The organism is Thioclava pacifica DSM 10166, from assembly GCF_000714535.1.
GTDB classification, from domain to species: domain Bacteria; phylum Pseudomonadota; class Alphaproteobacteria; order Rhodobacterales; family Rhodobacteraceae; genus Thioclava; species Thioclava pacifica.
On the sequence record NZ_AUND01000002.1, the window covers coordinates 22,961 to 42,519 of the forward strand.

General features: G+C 64.4%; 18 protein-coding genes. 16 read left to right on the forward strand and 2 right to left on the reverse strand.

Going from position 1 to position 19,559, the window contains the following annotated elements; translation table 11 throughout:
- Positions 1-8 precede the first annotated feature (8 nt).
- Positions 9-977: an agmatinase gene (gene speB, locus TP2_RS03525; RefSeq protein WP_038073606.1), complete on the forward strand. Its 969-nt coding sequence runs from the start codon at positions 9-11 to the stop codon at positions 975-977.
- A gap of 471 nt (positions 978-1,448) precedes the next feature.
- On the opposite strand, the gene TP2_RS03530 is transcribed toward speB, so the two are convergent.
- Positions 1,449-2,483 carry a LacI family DNA-binding transcriptional regulator gene (locus TP2_RS03530; RefSeq protein WP_038073608.1) on the reverse strand — a complete coding sequence of 345 codons (1,035 nt, stop codon included), beginning with the start codon at positions 2,481-2,483 and terminating at the stop codon, positions 1,449-1,451.
- 152 nt (positions 2,484-2,635) lie between these two features.
- Between TP2_RS03530 and TP2_RS03535 the strand changes: the two genes are divergently transcribed.
- From TP2_RS03535 to TP2_RS03605, 15 genes are all read left to right on the forward strand, one after another.
- On the forward strand, positions 2,636-3,610 hold the full coding sequence (locus TP2_RS03535) for a substrate-binding domain-containing protein (RefSeq protein WP_038073611.1): 975 nt from the start codon (positions 2,636-2,638) through the stop codon (positions 3,608-3,610).
- Between the two features lie 147 nt (positions 3,611-3,757).
- Positions 3,758-4,777 carry an ABC transporter permease gene (locus TP2_RS03540; protein ID WP_157617030.1) on the forward strand — a complete coding sequence of 340 codons (1,020 nt, stop codon included), beginning with the start codon at positions 3,758-3,760 and terminating at the stop codon, positions 4,775-4,777.
- 22 nt (positions 4,778-4,799) lie between these two features.
- Positions 4,800-5,777 carry an ABC transporter permease gene (locus TP2_RS03545; protein WP_206198306.1) on the forward strand — a complete coding sequence of 326 codons (978 nt, stop codon included), beginning with the start codon at positions 4,800-4,802 and terminating at the stop codon, positions 5,775-5,777.
- A gap of 4 nt (positions 5,778-5,781) precedes the next feature.
- Positions 5,782-6,612: an ATP-binding cassette domain-containing protein gene (locus TP2_RS03550; RefSeq protein WP_038073616.1), complete on the forward strand. Its 831-nt coding sequence runs from the start codon at positions 5,782-5,784 to the stop codon at positions 6,610-6,612.
- 69 nt (positions 6,613-6,681) lie between these two features.
- Positions 6,682-7,581, forward strand: coding sequence for a sugar phosphate isomerase/epimerase family protein (locus TP2_RS03555; protein ID WP_038073617.1), 900 nt, complete (start codon positions 6,682-6,684; stop codon positions 7,579-7,581).
- Positions 7,582-7,591: 10 nt separating this feature from the next.
- Positions 7,592-8,617, forward strand: coding sequence for a Gfo/Idh/MocA family oxidoreductase (locus TP2_RS03560; RefSeq protein WP_038073619.1), 1,026 nt, complete (start codon positions 7,592-7,594; stop codon positions 8,615-8,617).
- A 30-nt stretch (positions 8,618-8,647) separates the two neighbouring features.
- Entirely contained in the window at positions 8,648-9,817 is a 1,170-nt protein-coding gene (locus TP2_RS03565) for a Gfo/Idh/MocA family protein (protein WP_038073620.1), read from the forward strand.
- Between the two features lie 25 nt (positions 9,818-9,842).
- Entirely contained in the window at positions 9,843-10,784 is a 942-nt protein-coding gene (locus TP2_RS03570; RefSeq protein WP_038073622.1) for a sugar phosphate isomerase/epimerase family protein, read from the forward strand.
- Between the two features lie 12 nt (positions 10,785-10,796).
- On the forward strand, positions 10,797-11,819 hold the full coding sequence (locus tag TP2_RS03575; RefSeq protein WP_038073623.1) for a Gfo/Idh/MocA family protein: 1,023 nt from the start codon (positions 10,797-10,799) through the stop codon (positions 11,817-11,819).
- A 9-nt stretch (positions 11,820-11,828) separates the two neighbouring features.
- The gene (locus TP2_RS03580; protein WP_051692156.1) at positions 11,829-12,113 is read left to right on the forward strand and encodes a putative quinol monooxygenase; all 285 of its coding nucleotides are present in this window, start codon (positions 11,829-11,831) and stop codon (positions 12,111-12,113) included.
- Positions 12,100-13,038 (forward strand): TIM barrel protein, encoded by a 939-nt coding sequence (locus TP2_RS03585; RefSeq protein ID WP_038073626.1) that lies wholly within the window; start codon positions 12,100-12,102, stop codon positions 13,036-13,038. Before TP2_RS03580 ends, TP2_RS03585 begins: the two co-directional genes overlap by 14 nt.
- A 1-nt stretch (position 13,039) precedes the next feature.
- The gene (locus TP2_RS03590) at positions 13,040-14,962 is read left to right on the forward strand and encodes a bifunctional 5-dehydro-2-deoxygluconokinase/5-dehydro-2-deoxyphosphogluconate aldolase (protein WP_038073628.1); all 1,923 of its coding nucleotides are present in this window, start codon (positions 13,040-13,042) and stop codon (positions 14,960-14,962) included.
- 95 nt (positions 14,963-15,057) lie between these two features.
- Positions 15,058-16,914, forward strand: a complete 1,857-nt coding sequence (gene iolD, locus TP2_RS03595) for a 3D-(3,5/4)-trihydroxycyclohexane-1,2-dione acylhydrolase (decyclizing) (RefSeq protein WP_038073630.1) — start codon at positions 15,058-15,060, stop codon at positions 16,912-16,914.
- Between the two features lie 83 nt (positions 16,915-16,997).
- Positions 16,998-17,807 carry a 5-deoxy-glucuronate isomerase gene (gene iolB / locus TP2_RS03600; RefSeq protein WP_038073631.1) on the forward strand — a complete coding sequence of 270 codons (810 nt, stop codon included), beginning with the start codon at positions 16,998-17,000 and terminating at the stop codon, positions 17,805-17,807.
- Positions 17,804-18,589, forward strand: coding sequence for a TIM barrel protein (locus TP2_RS03605; RefSeq protein WP_051692157.1), 786 nt, complete (start codon positions 17,804-17,806; stop codon positions 18,587-18,589). The genes iolB and TP2_RS03605 overlap by 4 nt, the downstream gene beginning before the upstream one ends.
- A gap of 107 nt (positions 18,590-18,696) precedes the next feature.
- On the opposite strand, the gene TP2_RS03610 is transcribed toward TP2_RS03605, so the two are convergent.
- The gene (locus TP2_RS03610) at positions 18,697-19,530 is read right to left on the reverse strand and encodes a shikimate dehydrogenase family protein (protein WP_038073632.1); all 834 of its coding nucleotides are present in this window, start codon (positions 19,528-19,530) and stop codon (positions 18,697-18,699) included.
- Positions 19,531-19,559: the final 29 nt, after the last annotated feature.

Here is a 19,559-nt window from a genome sequence, read left to right on the forward strand (position 1 = left end):
GACCGAACATGAGCGACCCCTTCTTCCTTCCTGTCTCCGCGATGGAGATGCCGCGCTATGCCGGCATCCCGACCTTCATGCGCCTGCCCCATGTCGGGCTCGACGACGCGCGCCTCTCCGAGGTGCAGGTCGGGCTGATCGGCGTGCCGTGGGACAGTGGCACCACGAACCGTCCCGGTCCGCGTCACGGGCCGCGCCAGATCCGTGACATGTCCTCGATGCTGCGCGCCGAGAACGGGGCGACCCACGTGCGCCCCTTCGAGGCGGTGAAATGTGCCGACCTCGGGGATGTCTCGCCCAATCCTGCCGATATTCAGGACGCGATGGATCGGATTACGCGGTTCTACACGCGCGTGCTCGAGGCCGGGATCGTGCCGCTGACGGCAGGCGGGGATCATCTGACCTCGCTCCCGGTGCTGCGCGCCGTGGCCGCAAAAGCACCGGTCGGCATGATCCATTTCGATAGCCATACCGACCTTTTCCATTCCTATTTCAACGGGATGATGTACACCCACGGCACGCCCTTCCGTCGCGCCGTTGAAGAAGGCCTGCTCGACCCGAAACGCGTTTGCCAGATCGGCATTCGGGGCTCGACCTACGATCAGGAAGATCGCGATTTCGCCCGCTCCGAGGGCATCCGGGTGATCCCGATCGAAGAATTCCATGCCCGCGGCGTCGAGGATGTGATGGCCGAGGCGCGCGACATTGTCGGGCAGGGCGAGACCTATATCTCCTACGATATCGACTTCATCGACCCTGCTTTCGCGCCGGGCACCGGCACGCCTGAAATCGGTGGGCCGAACTCGTATCAGGCCTTGCAGGTGGTGCGTGAACTGAAGGGGGTGAAGGTGGTCGGCGCCGATCTCGTCGAGGTCTCCCCGCCCTTCGATTCCGCAGGCGGCACAGCCTATCTTGGCGCTACGGTGATCTTCGAGCTTTTGTGCATCATTGCCGATCAGCTCTCTGCCCAAGCCTGAGCGCGGCAGGTGCGGGCAGTCGGAGGCGCTCGAGGCGGTCAGGCGACCTGACGATGTTTCGAGCGCCAGCTTTCGATGACACGGCGCGGGTGATCCAACTGGATCGCGGGCAATGCGCGCGGCCCGTTCAAACAAGGCTGGGTGTGCGTCGAATATCAGCCTGATCTTTCCAGTTTCACTGCGGCTTAGCCGCTCCGTCACCATTGGGCCTAGATCCAGCGACTTCGACAGGCATCCGCTCGAAACGAAAAGCGGATGAGGTCGGTGCGCGGAGTGTATCCGGGTCACGTGCTTCGTGCTCGCATGACGCGGATACCCGGAAAGCCGGTCCCGAAATTCATTTGGCAGTCGACTGCGAACGATGAGACGCCGGGTGGCCTGATCTCAGTGGTTTGCACAGATCAGCACTGGCGCGAGATGATTGGCCTGGGGCGTCAAAGCCTGCTTTGGCGTTTCGGAGGCTTGCTTGGCCTAGACATTCTCCGGGGTGACGATCTCGAACGGGATCGCTTTTTGCACCGGGGTCATGGTTGCGCCCCCTTCGACCGCGTCGATCATGGTCTGGACGAGGGCCGCGGAGGTCGCCTCCAGCGGGTGGCACAGCGCGGCGGTGATCAGCCCCTCCGACAGACCCTTGCGGGTTTCGGGGCCGATGTCACGGCAGATCAGTTTGATATTGGCGCGGCGTTCGGGCGGCACTTCGCGCAGGGCGCGCAACACGCCCGAGATCCCGCCGCCGACCATGAGGATGCCGTTCAGGTCATCCGTAGTCTGCAGCAGCTGCTTGATCATGCGATAGGCTTCGGTCGTTTCCTCATGGGTGGGGCGGCTGTCCTCGACTGTCAGGTGCGGGGCGTGTTCGCGCAGGTAAGAGCGGAAGCTCGCATCGGCCACGTCCTGACACTGGTAGCGGTGATTGCCCAGAAACACGGCGACGCGTCCCGGCCCGTGGGTCATCTGCGAGATGAACCAGGCGGCCGTGCGTCCGAGCTTCCAGTTGTCGGTGCCGACATAGCCCGCGCGTTCGGGGGCGGATTGGTCGGTGATATAGGTGACGACGGGTTTGCCCATCTCGCGCAGCTCGCGGATTGTGTGCCCGATCTGGGGGTGATCGGCGGCGATGATTGCGACCGCATCACAGGCCTGCCCCAAGGCGCGCAGGCGCTGCGAGATGTTCTCGGGGGTCAAAAGGTCCACGAAGTCGACCAGTGGATCGACCACTTCGAGTGGGCGTGACCGGCAGGCCTCGACGGCCTTGCGGCCGAAAAGCTGGTAAAGCTCGCGCGAGGATTGCTGCAACAAGAAGCCGAGTTTGTAATGCGGCGCGCTCTTGCGCAGCTGATCCTCGATCGCCCCAAGACCATAGAAGCCGATTTTCTCAGCCGCAGCCTGCACCCTTTGAACGGTCATCGGCTTCACGCGCGTGGCGCCGGACAGGATACGATTCACTGTAGAAACAGAGACTTCGGCCTCTTTGGCCAGATCGGCAATGGTCGGTCGGTTCATGTGAGGCGCCCTAAAATGTTTCATAATGAATGACACATTATGGCACTAATGCAATCAAAATAATCATTCCTTGTTTCCAGAATCTCTTCTGCGTCCTAACGTCGCTGGCACTGAAGCCCTGCGGAGGAGAGCGGGGCACCGGAGGAGACATCATGAGTAAATTTACCCGGCTCGCGGCCACTGCCGCGACTGCCATCGCTGTTGCTTGCACCGCATCCGCCGTCATGGCGGCCGACATCTATGTCATCGGCGGCAAGCCCGACGACCCGTTCTGGTCGCGCGTCAAGAAAGGCGCCGAGGATGCCGGCATCGTCGCGCAAGCTCAGGGCGGTTCGGTCACTTGGCTCGGCCCGCAGAACTACGACAACCTCGGCCCGGACGCAGCGGAACTGATCCGTCAGGCGATCGACCAGGGCGCGGACGCGATCGTCGGCCCCGACTGGGTTCCCGAAGCGATGGACCCGGCCTTCAAGGCTGTCACCGATGCGGGCATCCCGCTGGTGATCTACAACGCCGGTGGCCTCGAAGCGGCCGACAAGCTCGGCGCGATGAACTATGTCGGCGCGGTGGACTACAAGTCGGGCTATGCGGGCGGTGAGTATCTCGCGAAAGCCGGTCACAAGAACGGCGCCTGCGTCAACACCCTGCCGGGTGCGGCCAATATCGAAGCCTTCTGCAACGGCTTCAACGACGGTCTGAAGGCCGAGGGCGGCACCGGCTCGACCCTGCAACTGCCCGCGACCGCCTTTGGCGACGCGACCGCCGTTGCTCAGGCCGTGCGTGCGCACCTGCTCAAGAACCCCGATATCGACGCGATGTTCGCGATCGGCGACGGCGACACCAACGCCACCGTGTCGGGCATCCAGCAGGCTGGCAAGACCGGCAGCGTCCATGTCTGCGGCATGAACTTCAACGACTCGATCCTCGCCAACATCAAGGCGGGCTCGCAGGATTGCGCCATCGACCAGCAGGGCTATCAGCAGGGCTTCTTCGCCGTGTCGATCCTGAACAACTACGTCAATTACGGCGTGACCATCCCGACCCGTGAGGTCCTCACCGGCCCGGGCGTGATCGACGCGAAGAACGTGGATCAGGTGATCGAAGGCGTGAAGGCCGGCGCACGCTGATCTGACACGCCGGGCGCCGCATCGAGCCGCGCCCGAAAGACCGAAGGTGGCCGCGCGCCTCGCGCGTGGGCGGTCACCTTCAATACGGCCGGCACCCGTTACGGCGGGCATGAGGCCGACACACCAGACGCAACAGGAACCGCACAGATGTCGATGCAATCGGAAGCCGGTGCGAATAGCTTTTCGCTCGGCAGTCTCATCCGGCGACCGGAGACGGGGTCCTTCCTCGGCTTTATCGTCGTCTACCTCTTCTTCGCGATCCTTGGCGGCGCTGTTTTCGTCGGCGCGCCCGGATGGTCGAGCTGGCTCAATATCGCGGCCGAGGTCGGGATCATCGCGCTGCCGATCGGCTTGCTGATGATCGCGGGCGAGTTTGACCTCTCCGTTGGCGCGGTGGTGCCTGCGGCTTCTGTCACGACCGCGCTGCTGTGCGGCCATTTCGAACTTCCCGCACTGGTGGGTATCCTTGGCGGGCTCGGGCTCGGGCTTCTGGTGGGGCTGGCGAATGGGCTTCTCGTTACCCGCACCGCGATCCCGTCGCTGATCGTGACGATCGGCGTGATGTTCGCGGTGATGGGGCTGACGCTGGGCTTCGCGGTGCTGATCACCGGCTCGACCAGCCTCAGCTATGTCCCCGGCCCGGTGACCAAGGCGCTGCTCGGCACCTTCATCGGCGGCATGTTCAACGTGTCGATCTTCTGGTGGCTCGGCTTCATCGCGGTCTATTTCTACTTCCTGCACATCTCGCCGACCGGCAACTGGGTCTTTGCACTCGGGGGCGACGCCGAGAGTGCACGCAACGCGGGCGTTCCGACCGCCAAGCTCAAGATCTCGCTCTTCATGATGTCGGGCTTCGGCGCTGCCTTTGTCGGCATCGCGCAGCTGATGACCTATCAGAGCGCACAGGTCGCAGGCGGGCAGCCCTTCATCTTCAACTCGATCATGTGCGTGGTCATCGGCGGTGTGCTGCTGACCGGCGGCGCAGGGTCGATCGTCGGGATCGTGCTCGGGACGATGACCTTCGCGGTGGTCAACCAGGGCATCTTCTTTGCCTCGCTCGACCCCAATATCGGCTCGATCATCATCGGCGCGTTGCTGCTGGCTGCGGTTCTCTCGAACGACACGTTCCGCACCCTCGCAACCACCTATGCAAGCAAGAAGAAGTGAGGGCTTAGATATGTTTGCAGGAATGCTTCGTAGGCCCTCCGCGGCTTCTATTCTCAGCCTGATCGGCGTGCTTCTGGTCTATGTGATCCTCGGCGGCGTCGATCTGGGCAAGCTGATGGGCGCGGCCAGCTGGGTCAACTACGCCGCCCGCATCGGGATCGTTGCGCTCTTCGTGGGGCTGCTGATGATCTCGGGCGAGATCGACATTTCGATCGGTGCGATGATCCCGGCGGGTGCGATGACGACGGCCATCATCTCGGGCTACTACGGCATGCCGATGATCTTCGGTGTGCTCGGCGCGCTGGCCATCGGCGTCATCGTGGGCCTGTTCAACGGCTATATCGTCACGCGGACCACGGTGCCCTCGCTGATCGTCACGCTCGGCACGCTGGTCGCCATGCAGGGCATAGTGCTCGCGGGTTCGAAACTGCTCACGGGGGGCGCCTCGGTGCCGCTGGAAGCCCCGGGCTGGGCCAAGACGATCTTCGGTGACCTGATGTTCGGCGGCAGCCACCAGGTCGTGATCCTGTGGTGGATCGGTCTCGCCGTGGTGGTCTGGTTCGTGATGCACGAGACCAAATACGGCAACTGGATCTTCGCCATCGGCGGCGACAAGGTCAGCGCCCGCAACGCCGGTATCCCGGTCGACAAGATCACCATCGCGCTCTTCGTGGGCACCGCCACTGCCGCCTCCTTTGTGGGGATGTGCAACGCGATCCTGTTCAACTCGGCGCAGGTCTCGGGCGGGATGAACGACATCTTCAACATCATCGTGAGCGTCGTCGTCGGCGGCGTGCTCCTGACCGGCGGCTTCGGATCGATCCCCGGCGTGTTCATCGGCACGATCACCTTCGCCATCGTGAACAAGGGGATCGATTTCACCTCCATCGACCGGAATTGGTCGAACCTCATCATCGGCATCATGCTCCTGATCGCGGTCGGTATGAACGAGACCTTCCGCAAAAAGGCGATGACCGCCGCCAAGAAGAAGAAAGGCTGAAACCATGTCTGACGCAAAAGTGGTTCTCGAACTGAAGAATGTCGACAAAAGCTTCGGCCCGATCGACGTGCTCCATGAAATCTCGCTGAAGGTCCGCGAAGGCGAAGTGCTCTGCCTTCTGGGCGATAACGGCGCGGGCAAGTCGACCCTCATCAAGACGCTGGCGGGCGTGCATGCGCCGACCCGCGGCGAGATCCTGGTCGATGGCGAGCCGGTGAGCTTCGCCGGTCCGCGCGACGCGCAGGATCGCGGCATCGCCACCGTGCACCAGTTCGGCGGCACCTATCCGTTGATGTCGGTGGGGCGCAACTTCTTCATGGGCGTGGAGCCGACCAAGGGCTTCGGTCCGTTCAAGGTCTTCGACCGCGCGACCGCCAACCGGATCGCGGTGGAAGAAGTCCAGAAGATGGGCATCACCCGGATCGACGACGGCGACCGTCTGGTCGGCGGGTTGTCCGGCGGGGAGCGCCAGTCGCTCGCCATTGCCCGCGCGGTCTATTTCGGCGCCCGCGTGCTGATCCTCGATGAGCCGACCGCGGCCCTTGGCGTGAAGCAGGCGGCCCACGTTCTGCGCATCGTCAACGAGGCCAAGAAGCGCGGCCTCGCGGTGATCTTCATCACCCACCAGGTGATGCACGCGATGACCGTGGGCGACCATTTCGCGGTGCTGATCCGTGGCGCGATCGCCGCCGATTTCCGCAAAGGCGAGAAGACCCGCGAAGAGATCACCGACCTGATGGCCGGCGGTGAGACGATGGCCGATCTCGAGGCCTCGATCGAGGGCTACATGGAAACCCACGAGGGTCACCCGCCCAAGACCGAACCCGCCGAATAAGCATACCTCCCCGCCCGCGCCGGATGCGTCTGGTGCGGGCCCCCAAAATCCCATCCCGGAGGACCGGACATGAAAATCGCCCTCGACCCGTTTATGCATCGCCACCTCTCGCTCGAAGAGATGCCGTCGAAAGTCAAAGAGCTTGGCTACGACTGGATCGAGCTTTCGCCGCGCGGCGATTTCCTCGAATGGTTCAAGGCGCCGCGCGTCTTCCCCGACCGCATCAAGAGCTTCAAGAAGGCTCTGAAGGATGCCGATGTCGGCATCGCGACGCTGCTGCCCATGTATCGCTGGGCCTCCAATGACGAGGAAGAGCGCAAGGCCGCCGTGCGCCACTGGAAGCGCGCCATCGAGATCGCGGTCGAGATGGAAGTCGACACGATGAACTCGGAATTCGGCCGTGGTCCGCATCCCGACAAGGGCACCTGCTATTGCTGCCATACCGGAAGCATGGTCGAGGCCTGCGAAGATGCGTGGTGGCGCTCGATGGAAGAGCTGGTGCCGATTTTCGAGCGCGAAGGCATCAACCTGCATATCGAGCCGCACCCGGAAGACTGGGTCGAGACGCTGCAACCCTCCGTGGACCTGATCCGCACGGTGAACTCGAAAAACGTGCGCTTCCTCTACTGCACGCCGCACACCTTCTATTTCGGTGACGACACGGTCGCGATGCTGCGCGAATGCGCCGACGTGCTGGCCCATGTCCATATCGCGGACACGTTCAACCACAAGGCCAGCTCGGGGCTGCGCTACATCGTCAACCCGCCCGGCTCGACCGCGCGCGTGCACCAGCACCTCAATATCGGTCAGGGCGAAGTGCCGTGGGATGACTTCTACCGCACGCTCGCCGAGATCGGCTTCGACGGCATCATGACGGCCTGCGTCTTCGCCTGGGAAGAGAAGGCCGACGAGTCCGGCAAGTTCATGCGCGCAGAAATGCAGCGCCTGATCGACAAGCATTTCAAGTGAGGATCACGCCATGGCACTGAAAATCGGAGTCATCGGCACGGGGATGATCGGGGTCGATCACATCCGTCGCCTGACGCAGGTCCTCTCGGGGGCCGAGATCACGGCGGTCACCGATATCGACCGCGCGCGCGCCGAGGCCGCAGCGCCCAAAGGCGCGCAGGTCTTCGACACGCCGAAGGAGCTGATCGGCTCGGACGCGGTCGAGGCGGTGGTGATCTGTTCCTGGGGCCCCGCCCACGAAGAGCAACTGCTCGACTGCATCGCGGCCGGCAAGCCGGTGTTCTGCGAGAAACCGCTGGTGACCTCGGAGGCCGCCGCGAAACGCGTGATTGAGGCCGAGGTGGCCTTTGGCCGTCGCCTCGTGCAGGTGGGCTTCATGCGCCGTTTCGATGCGGATTACCGTCGTCTGAAAGCGGTGATTGACGGGGGCAGCCTCGGTGCGCCGCTGATGTATCACTCGACCCATCGCAACGCGTCGGTGCCCGAGGGGCTCTATACCTCGGACATGCCGCTCAACGACACGCTGGTCCACGACGCGGATATCTCGCGCTGGCTTCTGGACGACGAGGTGGCTGCGGTCGAAGTGCGCGTCCCGCGCCGCTCGACCCGTGGCGGTGAGCTGCGCGACCCGACCATCGTGCTGCTGCACATGACCTCGGGCGCGATTGTCGATGTCGAGATCTCGGTGAACATCGCCTATGGCTACGACATCCGCGGCGAGGTGAGTTGCGAGATGGGTGTCGCAGCGCTGCCGAACCGTCCCGCGACGGTGATCTCGGATCGCTTCGGCATCCGCCAGGCGATCCCCGAGGATTGGCGCGAGCGTTTCATCGAAGCCTATGACCAGGAATTCCGCGAATGGATCGTGGCGGCAGGGCAGGGCACCGCGACCGGCCCCTCCACCTGGGATGGCTACGCGGCCACGCTGGTCGGTGACGCGGCGCTGCGCGCGGTTGCCAGCGGCACCCGCGAGAGCATCGAGATGATCGAAAAGCCCGCGCTTTACGGCCCGGCCCCCGCATTGGCGGCGGAGTGATCTGACAGGCATTGGTAAAGGCAAGACACCATGATCAACGGTGAAAGAACGATCGAGAGGCCGCTCCGCTGGGGCATGATCGGCGGCGGCCGCACGGGGCAGGTGGGTTACAAGCACCGCACCGGGGCACTGCGCGACGGCACGTATCAGCTGATCGCGGGCGCCTTCGACCTCGATGCCGAGCGTGGGCGCGATTTCGGCACCAAGCTCGGCGTGGCGGACGACCGCTGCTACGCAACCTATCAGGACCTGATCGCGGGTGAGGCAGGGCGCGAGGACGGGGTCGAGGTGGTCTCGATTGCCACCCCGAACTTCACTCATTTCGAGATCACCAAAGCCTGCCTTGAGGCCGGGCTGCACGTGATCTGCGAAAAGCCGCTGTTCTTCACTGTCGCCGAGTGCGACGAGGTGGCGGCGCTGGCAGCGTCGAAGGGGCTGATTGTCGGCGTGACCTATGGCTTCACCGGCCATCCACTGGTGCACCAGATGGCCGCGATGGTGGCCAAGGGGATGCTGGGCGAGATCCGCATCGTCGACATGGCCTATACCCACGGCTTCAACTCTGGCGACGATGACAGCGCCGATGCCGTGAAGTGGCGCACCAATCCCAAGACCGCCGGTCCGACCTTCGTGCTCGGCGATATCGGGACGCATCTCTACTACCTCTCGGAAGTGGTGCTGCCGCATCTGAAAGTGGCGAAACTGCTCTGTGATCGCACCGCGTTCATCCCTTCGCGCGCCCCGCTGGAAGACCATGCGACGGTCTTGATGCATTACGACAATGGCGCGCGCGGGCGGCTTTGGGTGTCCTCGGTCGATGCCGGGAACATGGGTTCGCAGCGCTATCGCTTCGTGGGCTCGAAAGCCTCGGTCGCGTGGTCGGATACGCATCCCGATCAGCTCGTCTATCAGGTTCAGGGCGAGCCCGAGCGCATCTTGCATCACGGCATGCCTTATCTGGAAGACGAGAGCCTCGCCTGCGACCGGATGGGGGCGCTGCACACCGAAGGTCTGGGCGATAGCTGGGCCAATATCTACCTCTGGATCGCCGAAGCTATCGACGCGGCGGAACGCGACGATGAGGCCTTCCTGAAAAACCACCATTACCCGGGCATCGCGGCGGGCACCGAAGGCGTGCGCTGGCTCGAGACCTGCGTGCGCTCGGCCGATGCAGGCAGCGCCTGGGTCGATTTCGAATAACCCCTCTCAACAAGGATACCGAGAGATGAAACTTTCCATTTGCACCGATGTCATGGGCAACCTGTCCTTCACCGATATGCTCGACAAATGCGTCGAGCTGGGCGTCGAAGGGATCGAGATGACCGGCGGCGGCTGGTCGCCGGGCCCGCATTTCCGCGCCGATGAGCTGCTGGCCGATAAGGGCCTGCTGAAGTCCAAGCTCAAGGAGATCGAGGCCCGTGGCCTTCAGATCGCGGCGCTCAACTGCTCGGCCAACCCGCTCGATCCGGGCGCGATGGGCAAGCGGCACCTCAAAGAGATGAAAGAGACGATCCAGCTTGCCGGCGAGATCGGCGTGAAAAAGATCGTCACCATGTCGGGCCTGCCCGAAGCGGCCCCCGGCGATATGGTTCCGAACTGGCTGGTCTATACCAAAAGCTGGCCCGACGAGATGCCCGAGCGCGACCGCTACCAGTGGGAAGACCGCGCTTTCCCGCTGTGGCACGATCTGGTCGCTCACGCGAAAGCCTGCGGCGTCGAGAAATACGCGCTCGAGAACTTCTCGGCCATGCTGGTCTGGAACCCGGAAACCCTGTTCCGCCTGCGCAACGAGGTCGGCCCGATGGTCGGCATGAACCTCGACCCCAGCCACCTGTTCTGGAAAGGCGCCGAGCCGATCGCCGTGGCGCGCGCCCTTGGCGATGCGATCCACCACGTCCACGGCAAGGACACAAGGATCGAGCGTGGCTTGGCCGATGTGAACGGCCTGCTGGAGCTGAAAGAGGTGACCGATGTCGCCAATCGCAGCTGGAACTATGTCGCCGTCGGCGCGGGTCACGACCTGCAATACTGGAAGGAATTCTTCTCGGTCGTCGGCATGATGGGCTATGACGACTGGGTGTCGCTGGAGATGGAAGATTTCACCATGTCCACCGAAGCGGGCATCCAGTCCTCGATCGACGCGCTGCAAGCGACGATCATCCGCTAAGGGGCTGAAACCATGAAGATCGGCATTGTCGGATATGGCACCGGAGGGCAGCATTTCCACGCGCCCTTCATCGCCGCGGCCGAGGGCTGCGAGCTGGCGGGCGTGGTTGCGCGCGCGCCGGCCACGCAGGCCAAGGTCGCAGCCGACCTGCCCGGCACGCCGATCTTTTCCAGCCTGACCGAGATGCTGGGCGCGGGCGTCGAGGCCGTCACGATCACCACGCCGCCGCAGACCCGCGACGCGCTGGTGCGCGAGGCGATCGCCGCCGGGGTTCATGTGATCGCCGACAAGCCTTTCGCGCCGAGCGCCGCGGCCGCGCGCTCGCTGGCCGAGGCGGCGAAGGCGGCGGGCGTCACGCTCGGCGTCTATCACAACCGCCGCTGGGACGCCGATATTCGCACGCTCAAGGCAGTAGTGGATGCCGGCGAGATCGGCACGCCGTGGCGGCTCCATTCGCGGATGGATTTCGACGATCCGGCCACGTTGGAGGCCGGGCCGACAGGCGGGTTGCTGCGCGATCTTGGCAGCCATATCGTCGATCAGGCGATCTTCGTGCTGGGGCCGGTTACTTCGGTCGATGCGCAGCTCGATCATGTCGATCTGGCCGAGGGGCGCACCGATGCGGGGTTCTGCCTGACGCTGCGCCACGCAAGCGGCGCGCATTCGCATCTCTCGGCCTCCAAGCTCAACCATATCGAGCAGCGTGAGCTGCGGATCTATGGCGCGGCGGGCAGCTATGTCTCGAACGGGACCGATGTGCAGGCGCAGGCGATCTTCGCCGGCAAGCGCCCCGCGGATGATAAGTCGGGCTGGGGGTACGAGGCCGAACCCTACTGGGGAACCCTGCGCAATGCCGAGGGCGCGCGCCGCGTGCCCTCCGAACAGGGCGCCTATTTCCGCTATTACGAGGCCTTCGCCGAGGCGATCCGCAGCGGCACCGCCCCGCCGGTCACTGCCGAGGAGGGGATCGCCGTGCTCTCCGTGCTCGATGCCGCGCGCGAAAGCGCCGCGACCGGGCTGACCGTCACGCTCTGAGGATCAACGATGTATAAGTTCATCATCACCATCACCTGTCAGCCGGGCACGCGCGACAAGATCCTCGAGCGCGCCCCCGAGGCGCAGGAAGCGACGCGGGCCGAGCCGGGCTGCATCGCCTATGATTTCTTCACCTGCACGGATGACCCCGACAAGCTGGTCTTCGTGGAATCCTGGGTCGATCAGGCGGCCCATGATTTCCACATGGAGCAGGACCACACGAAGGCCTTCATCGCCTGGCACGAGCAATTCCACGACAAGCTGGTCTTCGAGACGATCAATGTCGCAAGCTGATCGGCATATCACGGTGACATGCGCGCCTTGCTGCTGGGGGGTCGATGACGTGTCGAACCCGCATCTGCCAAGCTGGCAGACGGTGCTGGACGAGGCGGCGCAGACGGGCTTTGGCGGGCTGGAGCTCGGGCCCTATGGCTATATGCCGCTCGATGTCGACACGGTCGGCGCGGCGCTGCAAGAGCGCGGGCTCAGCATCGTCGCGGGCACGATCTTTGACGATCTGGTGGACCCGGATAACCGCGACAACCTGCTGCGCCAGACCCGCGAGATCTGCGCCTTCATCACCGCGCTGCCCGCGCCTATGCGCCATGACGGCCAGCGCTACCCCGCGCCCTATCTGACGGTGATGGACTGGGGCCATGACGAACGCGATTTCGCCGCCGGCCATTCGGACCGCGCCCCGCGCCTGTCCGAGGCCGCCTGGGCCGGGATGATGGACAATATCCGCGCCATTTCCGAATGCGCGCGCGACGAATTCGGCGTGCGCGCCACGACCCACCCCCATGCGGGGGGCTATATCGAATTCGAAGACGAGATCGCGAAACTCGCCGCCGACATCGGGCCGGAGACGGCCGGGCTGTGCCTCGATACCGGGCACCTCGCCTATGCGGGCATGGACCCGGTCGAGATGCTGCGCCGCTATTTCGACCGGCTCGACTACATCCATTTCAAGGATATCGATCCGCAGGTTTTCTCCCGCGTCATGGGCGAGAGAATCCGCTTTTTCGAGGCCTGTGCGCAAGGCGTCATGTGCCCGATCGGGCGCGGCAATATCGACTATCCGGCGATCCGCAAGCTGCTGAGCGAGCTGGGATATTCCGGCTACATCACCATCGAACAGGAACGCGATCCGCGCAATGCGGATGGGGTGACGGGCGATCTCGCCGCGTCGCGCGCTTTCCTCGCAAAGACAGGGTTCTGAGATGACGAAAAACCTCGACGTGATCACGATTGGCCGGGCCGGTGTGGACCTTTACGGGGCGCAGATCGGCGGGCGGCTGGAGGATATGGGCTCGTTCGAGAAATATATCGGCGGGTCGCCCACGAACATCGCCTGCGGCACGGCGCGGCTGGGGCTGAAATCGGGCCTCATCACGCGGGTCGGCGATGAGCATATGGGCCGTTTCATCCGCGAGCAGCTGCTGCGCGAGGGCGTCGATGTGTCGGGCGTTGCGACCGATCCCGAGCGGCTGACGGCGCTGGTGATCCTCGGCATTCGCGACGAGGAGCAGTTCCCGCTGATCTTCTATCGCGAGAACTGCGCCGATATGGCGCTGTGCGAGGCGGATATCGACGAGGCGCTGATCGCGCGGACGCGCTCGGTGCTGGCGACCGGCACGCATCTGAGCCATCCGCGCACGCGGGCGGCGGTGCTCAAGGCGCTGGAACTCGCGCGCAAGCACGGCGCGCAGACCGCGCTCGACATCGACTACCGCCCGAACCTCTGGGGCGTGGCGGGTCATGGCGAGGGCGAGAGCCGCTTCGTCGAGAGCGCCGAGGTCACCGAAAAGCTGATGGCCACGCTTCATCATTTCGACCTGATCGTGGGCACCGAGGAGGAGTTTCACATCGCGGGCGGCTCGACGGATACGATCGCGGCGCTGCGCGCGGTGCGTGAAGTCTCGGGCGCCACGCTGGTCTGCAAACGCGGGGCCGCGGGCGCGGTGGCGTTCGAGGGTGCGATCCCGGACAGCCTCGATGATGGCCAGACCGGCCCGGGCTTCCCGATCGAAGTGTTCAACGTGCTGGGCGCGGGGGACGGGTTCTTCTCGGGTCTGATGAAGGGTTGGCTCGATGGCGAGAGCTGGCCGAAGGCGCTGGAATACGCCAATGCCTGCGGGGCTTTCGCGGTCTCGCGCCATGGCTGCACGCCGGCTTATCCCTCGCTGACCGAGCTGGAATTCTTCCTCAAGCGCGGTGTCAAACAGCCCGATCTGCGCAACGATCCGGAGCTGGAGCAGATCCACTGGTCGACGAACCGGCACACCCGTTCGCTGCCCGACTGGCCGGACTACCGCGTCTTCGCCTTCGATCACCGGATGCAGCTCGAAGAGATGCCGGGCTACACCAAGGCGAAGGGTGGGGCGTTCAAGGAGCTGTGCCTGAAAGCGGCGACCGACGTGCAGGCCGGGCGGCCGGGCTATGGTATCCTGTGTGACGACCGGATCGGACGCACGGCGCTGCATGCGGCTTCGGGCTCGGGGCTCTGGATCGGGCGGCCGACGGAACTTCCCGGCTCACGACCGATCGCGTTGGAGGCCGAGCTGGGCACCGATTGCGGCGGTCTGACCCAATGGGCACGCGAAGAGGTGGTGAAGCTTCTGGTCTTCTGCCACCCCGATGACGATGCCGAGACCCGCGCGAAACAGGAGGCGGTCGTCAAGCGCCTCTTCACCGCGGCGCGGCGCAACGGGCTGGAATTCCTGCTCGAAATCATTCCCTCCAAGGTGGGGGCTGTCACTCCCGATACGACCGCCACCTTGATCCGGCAATTCTACGAGATCGGGGTCTACCCGGACTGGTGGAAGCTGGAACCGATGGCGGACGCGGCCGGATGGGCCAAGGCCGTGGCCGCCATCGAGGAATATGACAAGCACACTCGCGGGATCGTGGTGCTGGGCTTGGACGCCCCCGAGGCGGAACTGGCGGCGAGCTTCGAGGTCGCGGCCGGGTTCGATCTGGTCAAGGGCTTCGCTGTGGGTCGGACGATCTTCGGCGACGTGGCGCGGGGCTGGATGAAGGATGAGCTGAGTGATGCCGAGGCGGTGGCCGAGATGGCGAGCCGCTACACCCGGCTCTGCGGGATCTGGGATGCGGCGCGCGCCAAGGCGGCGAAGGCGGCGTGAGATGTGAACGGGGAGGGGGCTCTGCCCCCGCTCGCTGACGCGAGCCCCCCGAGATATTTGGGTCAAGTAGAAGTGGCCCCGGAGAGGACGAAAAGATGAGCGAGACGATCCGGCTGACCGCCGCACAGGCGATGGTAAAATGGCTCTCGGTGCAGATGACCGAGGATGGCGAGCGGTTCATCGAGGGGATGTGGGCGATCTTCGGGCACGGCAATGTGGCCGGGATCGGTGAGGCTTTGCATGCCTACCAGGATGTGTTCCCGACTTGGCGCGGGCAGAACGAGCAAACGATGGGGCATGCGGCGATTGCCTATGCGAAGGGCAAGAAACGCACGCGGGCCCATGCGGTGACCAGCTCGATCGGGCCGGGCTCGACCAACCTCGTGACGGCGGCGGCGCTGGCGCATGTGAACCGGCTGCCGGTGCTGATCGTGGCGGGGGACGTGTTCGCCACGCGCCGTCCCGATCCGGTGCTGCAGCAGGTCGAGGATTTCGACGACGGCACGGTCAGCGCGAATGACTGTTTCCGGCCCGTGAGCCGCTACTACGACCGGATCTCGCGCCCCGAGCATATCCTCTCCGCGCTGCCGCGGGCGCTGCGGGTGATGACCGATCCGGCCAATTGCGGCCCCGCCGTTCTGGCTTTCTGTCAGGACACGCAGGCCGAGGCCTATGATTACCCGGTCGCGTTCTTCGAACCGCGCGTCTGGCGCATTCGCCGTCCCGCTCCCGATGCGGGGGAATTGGCGCGGGTCGCCGAGATGGTGAAGGCGGCCAAGAACCCGGTGATCATCGCAGGCGGCGGTGTGGTCTATAGCCAAGCCGAGGACACGCTGGCCGAGTTTGCGTCGAAGCACCGGATCCCGGTGGCCGAGACGCAGGCAGGCAAGTCGAGCCTCGCGCAGAGCCATCCGATGAGTTTTGGCGCTTCGGGCGTGGATGGCTCGGCTGCGGCGAATGCGGCCAGTCAGGCCGCCGATCTCGTGATCGGGGTGGGCACGCGGTTCCAGGACTTCACCACCGGCTCGCGGACGCTGTTCGGGGCCGGGGCGAAGCTCGTCTCGATCAATACGCACGGCTATGACGCGGCCAAACATGGGGCGGAAAGCCTCGTGGCCGATGCCAAGGTCGCGCTGGAGATGTTGAGCGCGGCGCTTGGGGACTATAAGGCCGAGGCCCCTGACGCGGATGCCCGCGCGGACTGGCTGTGCGCGGTCGATACCTATTGTGCGCGTCCCGAGGATCAGGCGGCGCTGCCGACCGACGGTCAGGTGATCGGCGCGGTGCAGCGTGCAACCGGCGAGGATGCCGTGGCGATGTGCGCGGCCGGCACGATGCCGGGCGCGCTGAAGCTGCTGTGGAAGCCGTCTCAGGGCGGCTATCACATGGAATACGGCTATTCCTGCATGGGCTATGAGGTGGCGGGTGCGATGGGCCTCAAGCTCGCGCGGCCCGAGCGTGAGGTGCTCTGCTTCGTGGGCGACGGCTCTTACATGATGGCGAATTCGGAGCTCGCGACGGCGGTGATGCGGCGGGTGCCATTCACGGTGATCCTGACCGACAACCGCGGTTATGGCTGCATCAACCGGCTGCAGACGATGGGCTGCGGCGGCGAGCCCTTCAACAACATGTATGTCGATTGCAATGTCGAGGTGCAGCCCGAGATCGACTACGTCGCCCATGCGGCGGCGATGGGCGCGCATGCGGTGAAGGCGGCGAATACCGATCAGCTGGAAGCGGAAGTGAAAGCTGCGCGCGAGCGTGACATCCCGACGGTGATCGTGATCGACACCGTGGCCAAGGACTTCCCCGGCACGGGGCTCGAGACCACGGCGGGCGAGCATGGCTTCTTCTGGGACGTGGCGGTTCCGGAAGTGTCCGATCGCCAGAAGCAGCGCGATCGCTTCGCGGAATACCTGACCCAGATCGCAAGCGCGCGGCTGGTGAATTGAGAGGGTGGAGGGGAGGCTCTGCCTCCCCGCTCGCGGATGCGAGCCCCCTCCGGGATATTTGAAGCAGTTGGAAGGAGAGAGAGATGGCGGATCTGTTGCGCAAACCCTTTGGGACCCATGGCAAGGTGCATGAGATCACCCCGCAATCGGCGGGCTGGCGCTATGTCGGCTTTTCGCTCTACCAGCTGCGGGCGGGCGAGAGCGCGGCGGAAGCCACGGGCGGCAACGAGGCGATCCTCGTGATGGTCGAGGGAAAGGCACGGGTCACGGCCGCTTGGCAAGATTGGGGTGTGCTGGGCGAGCGGATGGACGTTTTTGAGAAGACACCGCCGCATTGCCTTTACGTGCCCAACGGGCAGGACTGGGAGGCCGTGGCCGAGACCGATTGCACGATCGCGGTCTGTCTCGCGCCCGGCAAGGGCGGGCATGAAGCGCGCAAGATCGGGCCCGACGGGATCAGCCTGACCGAGCGCGGCAAGGGCACGAATACGCGCTATATCAACAATATCGCGATGGAGGCCGAGGATTATTGCGACAGCCTGCTGGTGACCGAGGTGTTCACCCCGGCAGGTCATTGGTCCTCCTATCCGAGCCACCGCCATGACGAGGATGACTTCCCGCGCATCACCTATCTCGAAGAGACCTATTTCCACCGTCTGAACCCCGCGCAGGGTTTCGGCATCCAGAGGGTCTATACCGAGGACGGCACTCTGGATGAGACGATGGCGGTTTCGAGCGGCGACGTGGTGCTGGTCCCGCGCGGGCATCACCCCTGCGGCGCGCCTTACGGGTTCGAGATGTATTACCTCAACGTCATGGCCGGGCCGCGCCGCAACTGGCGCTTCCAGCCCGACCCGGCGGTGGAGTGGATCATGGAGCGTGATGCGAAATGATCCGGCGGGCGCTGAACCAGAAGACAGCGCGTGCGCTGCCCTTCGAGGCGTTTCTCGACCTCGCCGCCGAGCTGGGCTGTGTCGGTGTCGAGCCGCGCAATGATCTTGGGCGGCCGTTTTTCGACGGTCTCGCCCCCGAGCGCGCGGCCGAATTGGCACGCGCGCGCGGATTGGAGTTCCCGGGGCTGAGCGAGGTCTACGGGTTCAACGTCTGGGATGCCGAGCGTGAGGGGGCCATTCGCGACCTGATCGCGGTTGCCGAAGCGGCGGGCGCGGCCACGATCAGCCTGATCCCCTGTGTCGATGACCGGGAGGTCCTGCCGTTGCGCGCGGCGATGGAGAAGGTCGCGCCGCTGCTCGAGGGTAGTTCGGTGCGCGCCTTGATCGAGCCGATCGGGTTTGCGTCTTCGTCGCTCCCGCGCAAGGCCGCGCTGGTCGCGGAAATCGAGGCCTTCCGATCGGATCGTTTCGGGCTGGTGCATGACACGTTCCAGCACTGTATCGCGGGCGATGAGGGCGTCTTTCCGGTTCAGACCGGAATCGTTCACATCTCGGGGATATCCGACCCGGATGTCGCGCTGGACGCGGAGCAGGACGCACATCGCGTTCTTGTGGATGCAAAGGATCGTTGCGGCAATCTCGAGCAGATTTCGGCTTTTCTGACGGCTGGTTATACGGGAATGTTTTCCTTCGAGTGCACGGCGCCGGAGGTGCTGGAGAGCGCATCGCTCCTGACGGATATCAGACGGTCCTTCGACTACATTGACGCCGCGCTCCCGTGATGGGCGTGGTTGAGTGGCCCCGTTGATCCGCGGGCCTTTCGCGTTGTCTCTACGATGTGGAGCGGACAGTTGATCTGTCCGTTTTCACGCTTTGTCGATCTTTTGCGTCAGTAGGTGATGCGAGCGACTTCACGCACCTCTTCCGGGGTCGCAGAGCGGAACTCGAAGAATTCGAGATATGCGGGAATTTGTTCGAGAAGCATGTCGCTGCCGACCTGGTAGCGACAGCCTTTTTCTTGCGCGGCGGCGAGGAAAGGCGTGATTTCCGCGCTCATGACAACCTCGCCGACGAAACTTTCCGCGCTGATCAGGTCGACATCAATGGGAAGGGGGTCTCCCGCCTTGGCCCCCAAGGGCGAGGCGTTCACCACAAGATCGAAACCGGCGGGATGATCATGGCCAATGATCACGTCGAGGGCCGGATAAGCCGAAGCCAAGCGTTCGGCCAGCGCTTCCATTCGGGCGGGGCTGCGATTTTGCAGCGCAATCTCGGCGATGCCCGCCTTGGCGAGCGAGGCCGCAATTGCCGCCCCCGCGCCGCCGCAGCCGCTGAGATAGGCGCGTGCCCCTTTCAGAACCAGCCCCTTGCGTATCAACCCGCGCACGAAGGCTTCGCCATCGAACTGGTCGCCGATCAATTTTCCCTCGGGCGTCAATCGCACGGCGTTGCACGATCCAGCGACTTGCGCCGTCGTGGAGATCTCGTCCAGAAGCCCGAGGACCGAGACCTTGTGCGGCATGGTGATCAGCGCTCCGTGGATGTTCGACAGTTTGAAGACCAGAGGGAAGAAAGCCTCGAAATCCTCGGGTTTGCAGCCCATCGGCATCACGACAGCATCGATCCCGTATTTCTCGAAATAGGGATTGTAGATCATCGGCGCGCGGAAATTCTCGGTCGGGTAGCCGAGATGCGCGATCAGCCGCGTCTTGCCGGAGATCATGGTCGTTTCCCTTTATTCCTTGCGCGTCA

Excerpts from the sequence above, each read along its gene's own strand:
- speB (WP_038073606.1), top strand. The coding sequence starts at position 9 with ATGAGCGACCCCTTCTTCCTTCCTGTCTCCGCGATGGAGATGCCGCGC.
- TP2_RS03530 (WP_038073608.1), bottom strand. The coding sequence starts at position 2,483 with ATGAACCGACCGACCATTGCCGATCTGGCCAAAGAGGCCGAAGTCTCT.
- TP2_RS03535 (WP_038073611.1), top strand. The coding sequence starts at position 2,636 with ATGAGTAAATTTACCCGGCTCGCGGCCACTGCCGCGACTGCCATCGCT.
- TP2_RS03540 (WP_157617030.1), top strand. The coding sequence starts at position 3,758 with ATGTCGATGCAATCGGAAGCCGGTGCGAATAGCTTTTCGCTCGGCAGT.
- TP2_RS03545 (WP_206198306.1), top strand. The coding sequence starts at position 4,800 with ATGCTTCGTAGGCCCTCCGCGGCTTCTATTCTCAGCCTGATCGGCGTG.
- TP2_RS03550 (WP_038073616.1), top strand. The coding sequence starts at position 5,782 with ATGTCTGACGCAAAAGTGGTTCTCGAACTGAAGAATGTCGACAAAAGC.
- TP2_RS03555 (WP_038073617.1), top strand. The coding sequence starts at position 6,682 with ATGAAAATCGCCCTCGACCCGTTTATGCATCGCCACCTCTCGCTCGAA.
- TP2_RS03560 (WP_038073619.1), top strand. The coding sequence starts at position 7,592 with ATGGCACTGAAAATCGGAGTCATCGGCACGGGGATGATCGGGGTCGAT.
- TP2_RS03565 (WP_038073620.1), top strand. The coding sequence starts at position 8,648 with ATGATCAACGGTGAAAGAACGATCGAGAGGCCGCTCCGCTGGGGCATG.
- TP2_RS03570 (WP_038073622.1), top strand. The coding sequence starts at position 9,843 with ATGAAACTTTCCATTTGCACCGATGTCATGGGCAACCTGTCCTTCACC.
- TP2_RS03575 (WP_038073623.1), top strand. The coding sequence starts at position 10,797 with ATGAAGATCGGCATTGTCGGATATGGCACCGGAGGGCAGCATTTCCAC.
- TP2_RS03580 (WP_051692156.1), top strand. The coding sequence starts at position 11,829 with ATGTATAAGTTCATCATCACCATCACCTGTCAGCCGGGCACGCGCGAC.
- TP2_RS03585 (WP_038073626.1), top strand. The coding sequence starts at position 12,100 with ATGTCGCAAGCTGATCGGCATATCACGGTGACATGCGCGCCTTGCTGC.
- TP2_RS03590 (WP_038073628.1), top strand. The coding sequence starts at position 13,040 with ATGACGAAAAACCTCGACGTGATCACGATTGGCCGGGCCGGTGTGGAC.
- iolD (WP_038073630.1), top strand. The coding sequence starts at position 15,058 with ATGAGCGAGACGATCCGGCTGACCGCCGCACAGGCGATGGTAAAATGG.
- iolB (WP_038073631.1), top strand. The coding sequence starts at position 16,998 with ATGGCGGATCTGTTGCGCAAACCCTTTGGGACCCATGGCAAGGTGCAT.
- TP2_RS03605 (WP_051692157.1), top strand. The coding sequence starts at position 17,804 with ATGATCCGGCGGGCGCTGAACCAGAAGACAGCGCGTGCGCTGCCCTTC.
- TP2_RS03610 (WP_038073632.1), bottom strand. The coding sequence starts at position 19,530 with ATGATCTCCGGCAAGACGCGGCTGATCGCGCATCTCGGCTACCCGACC.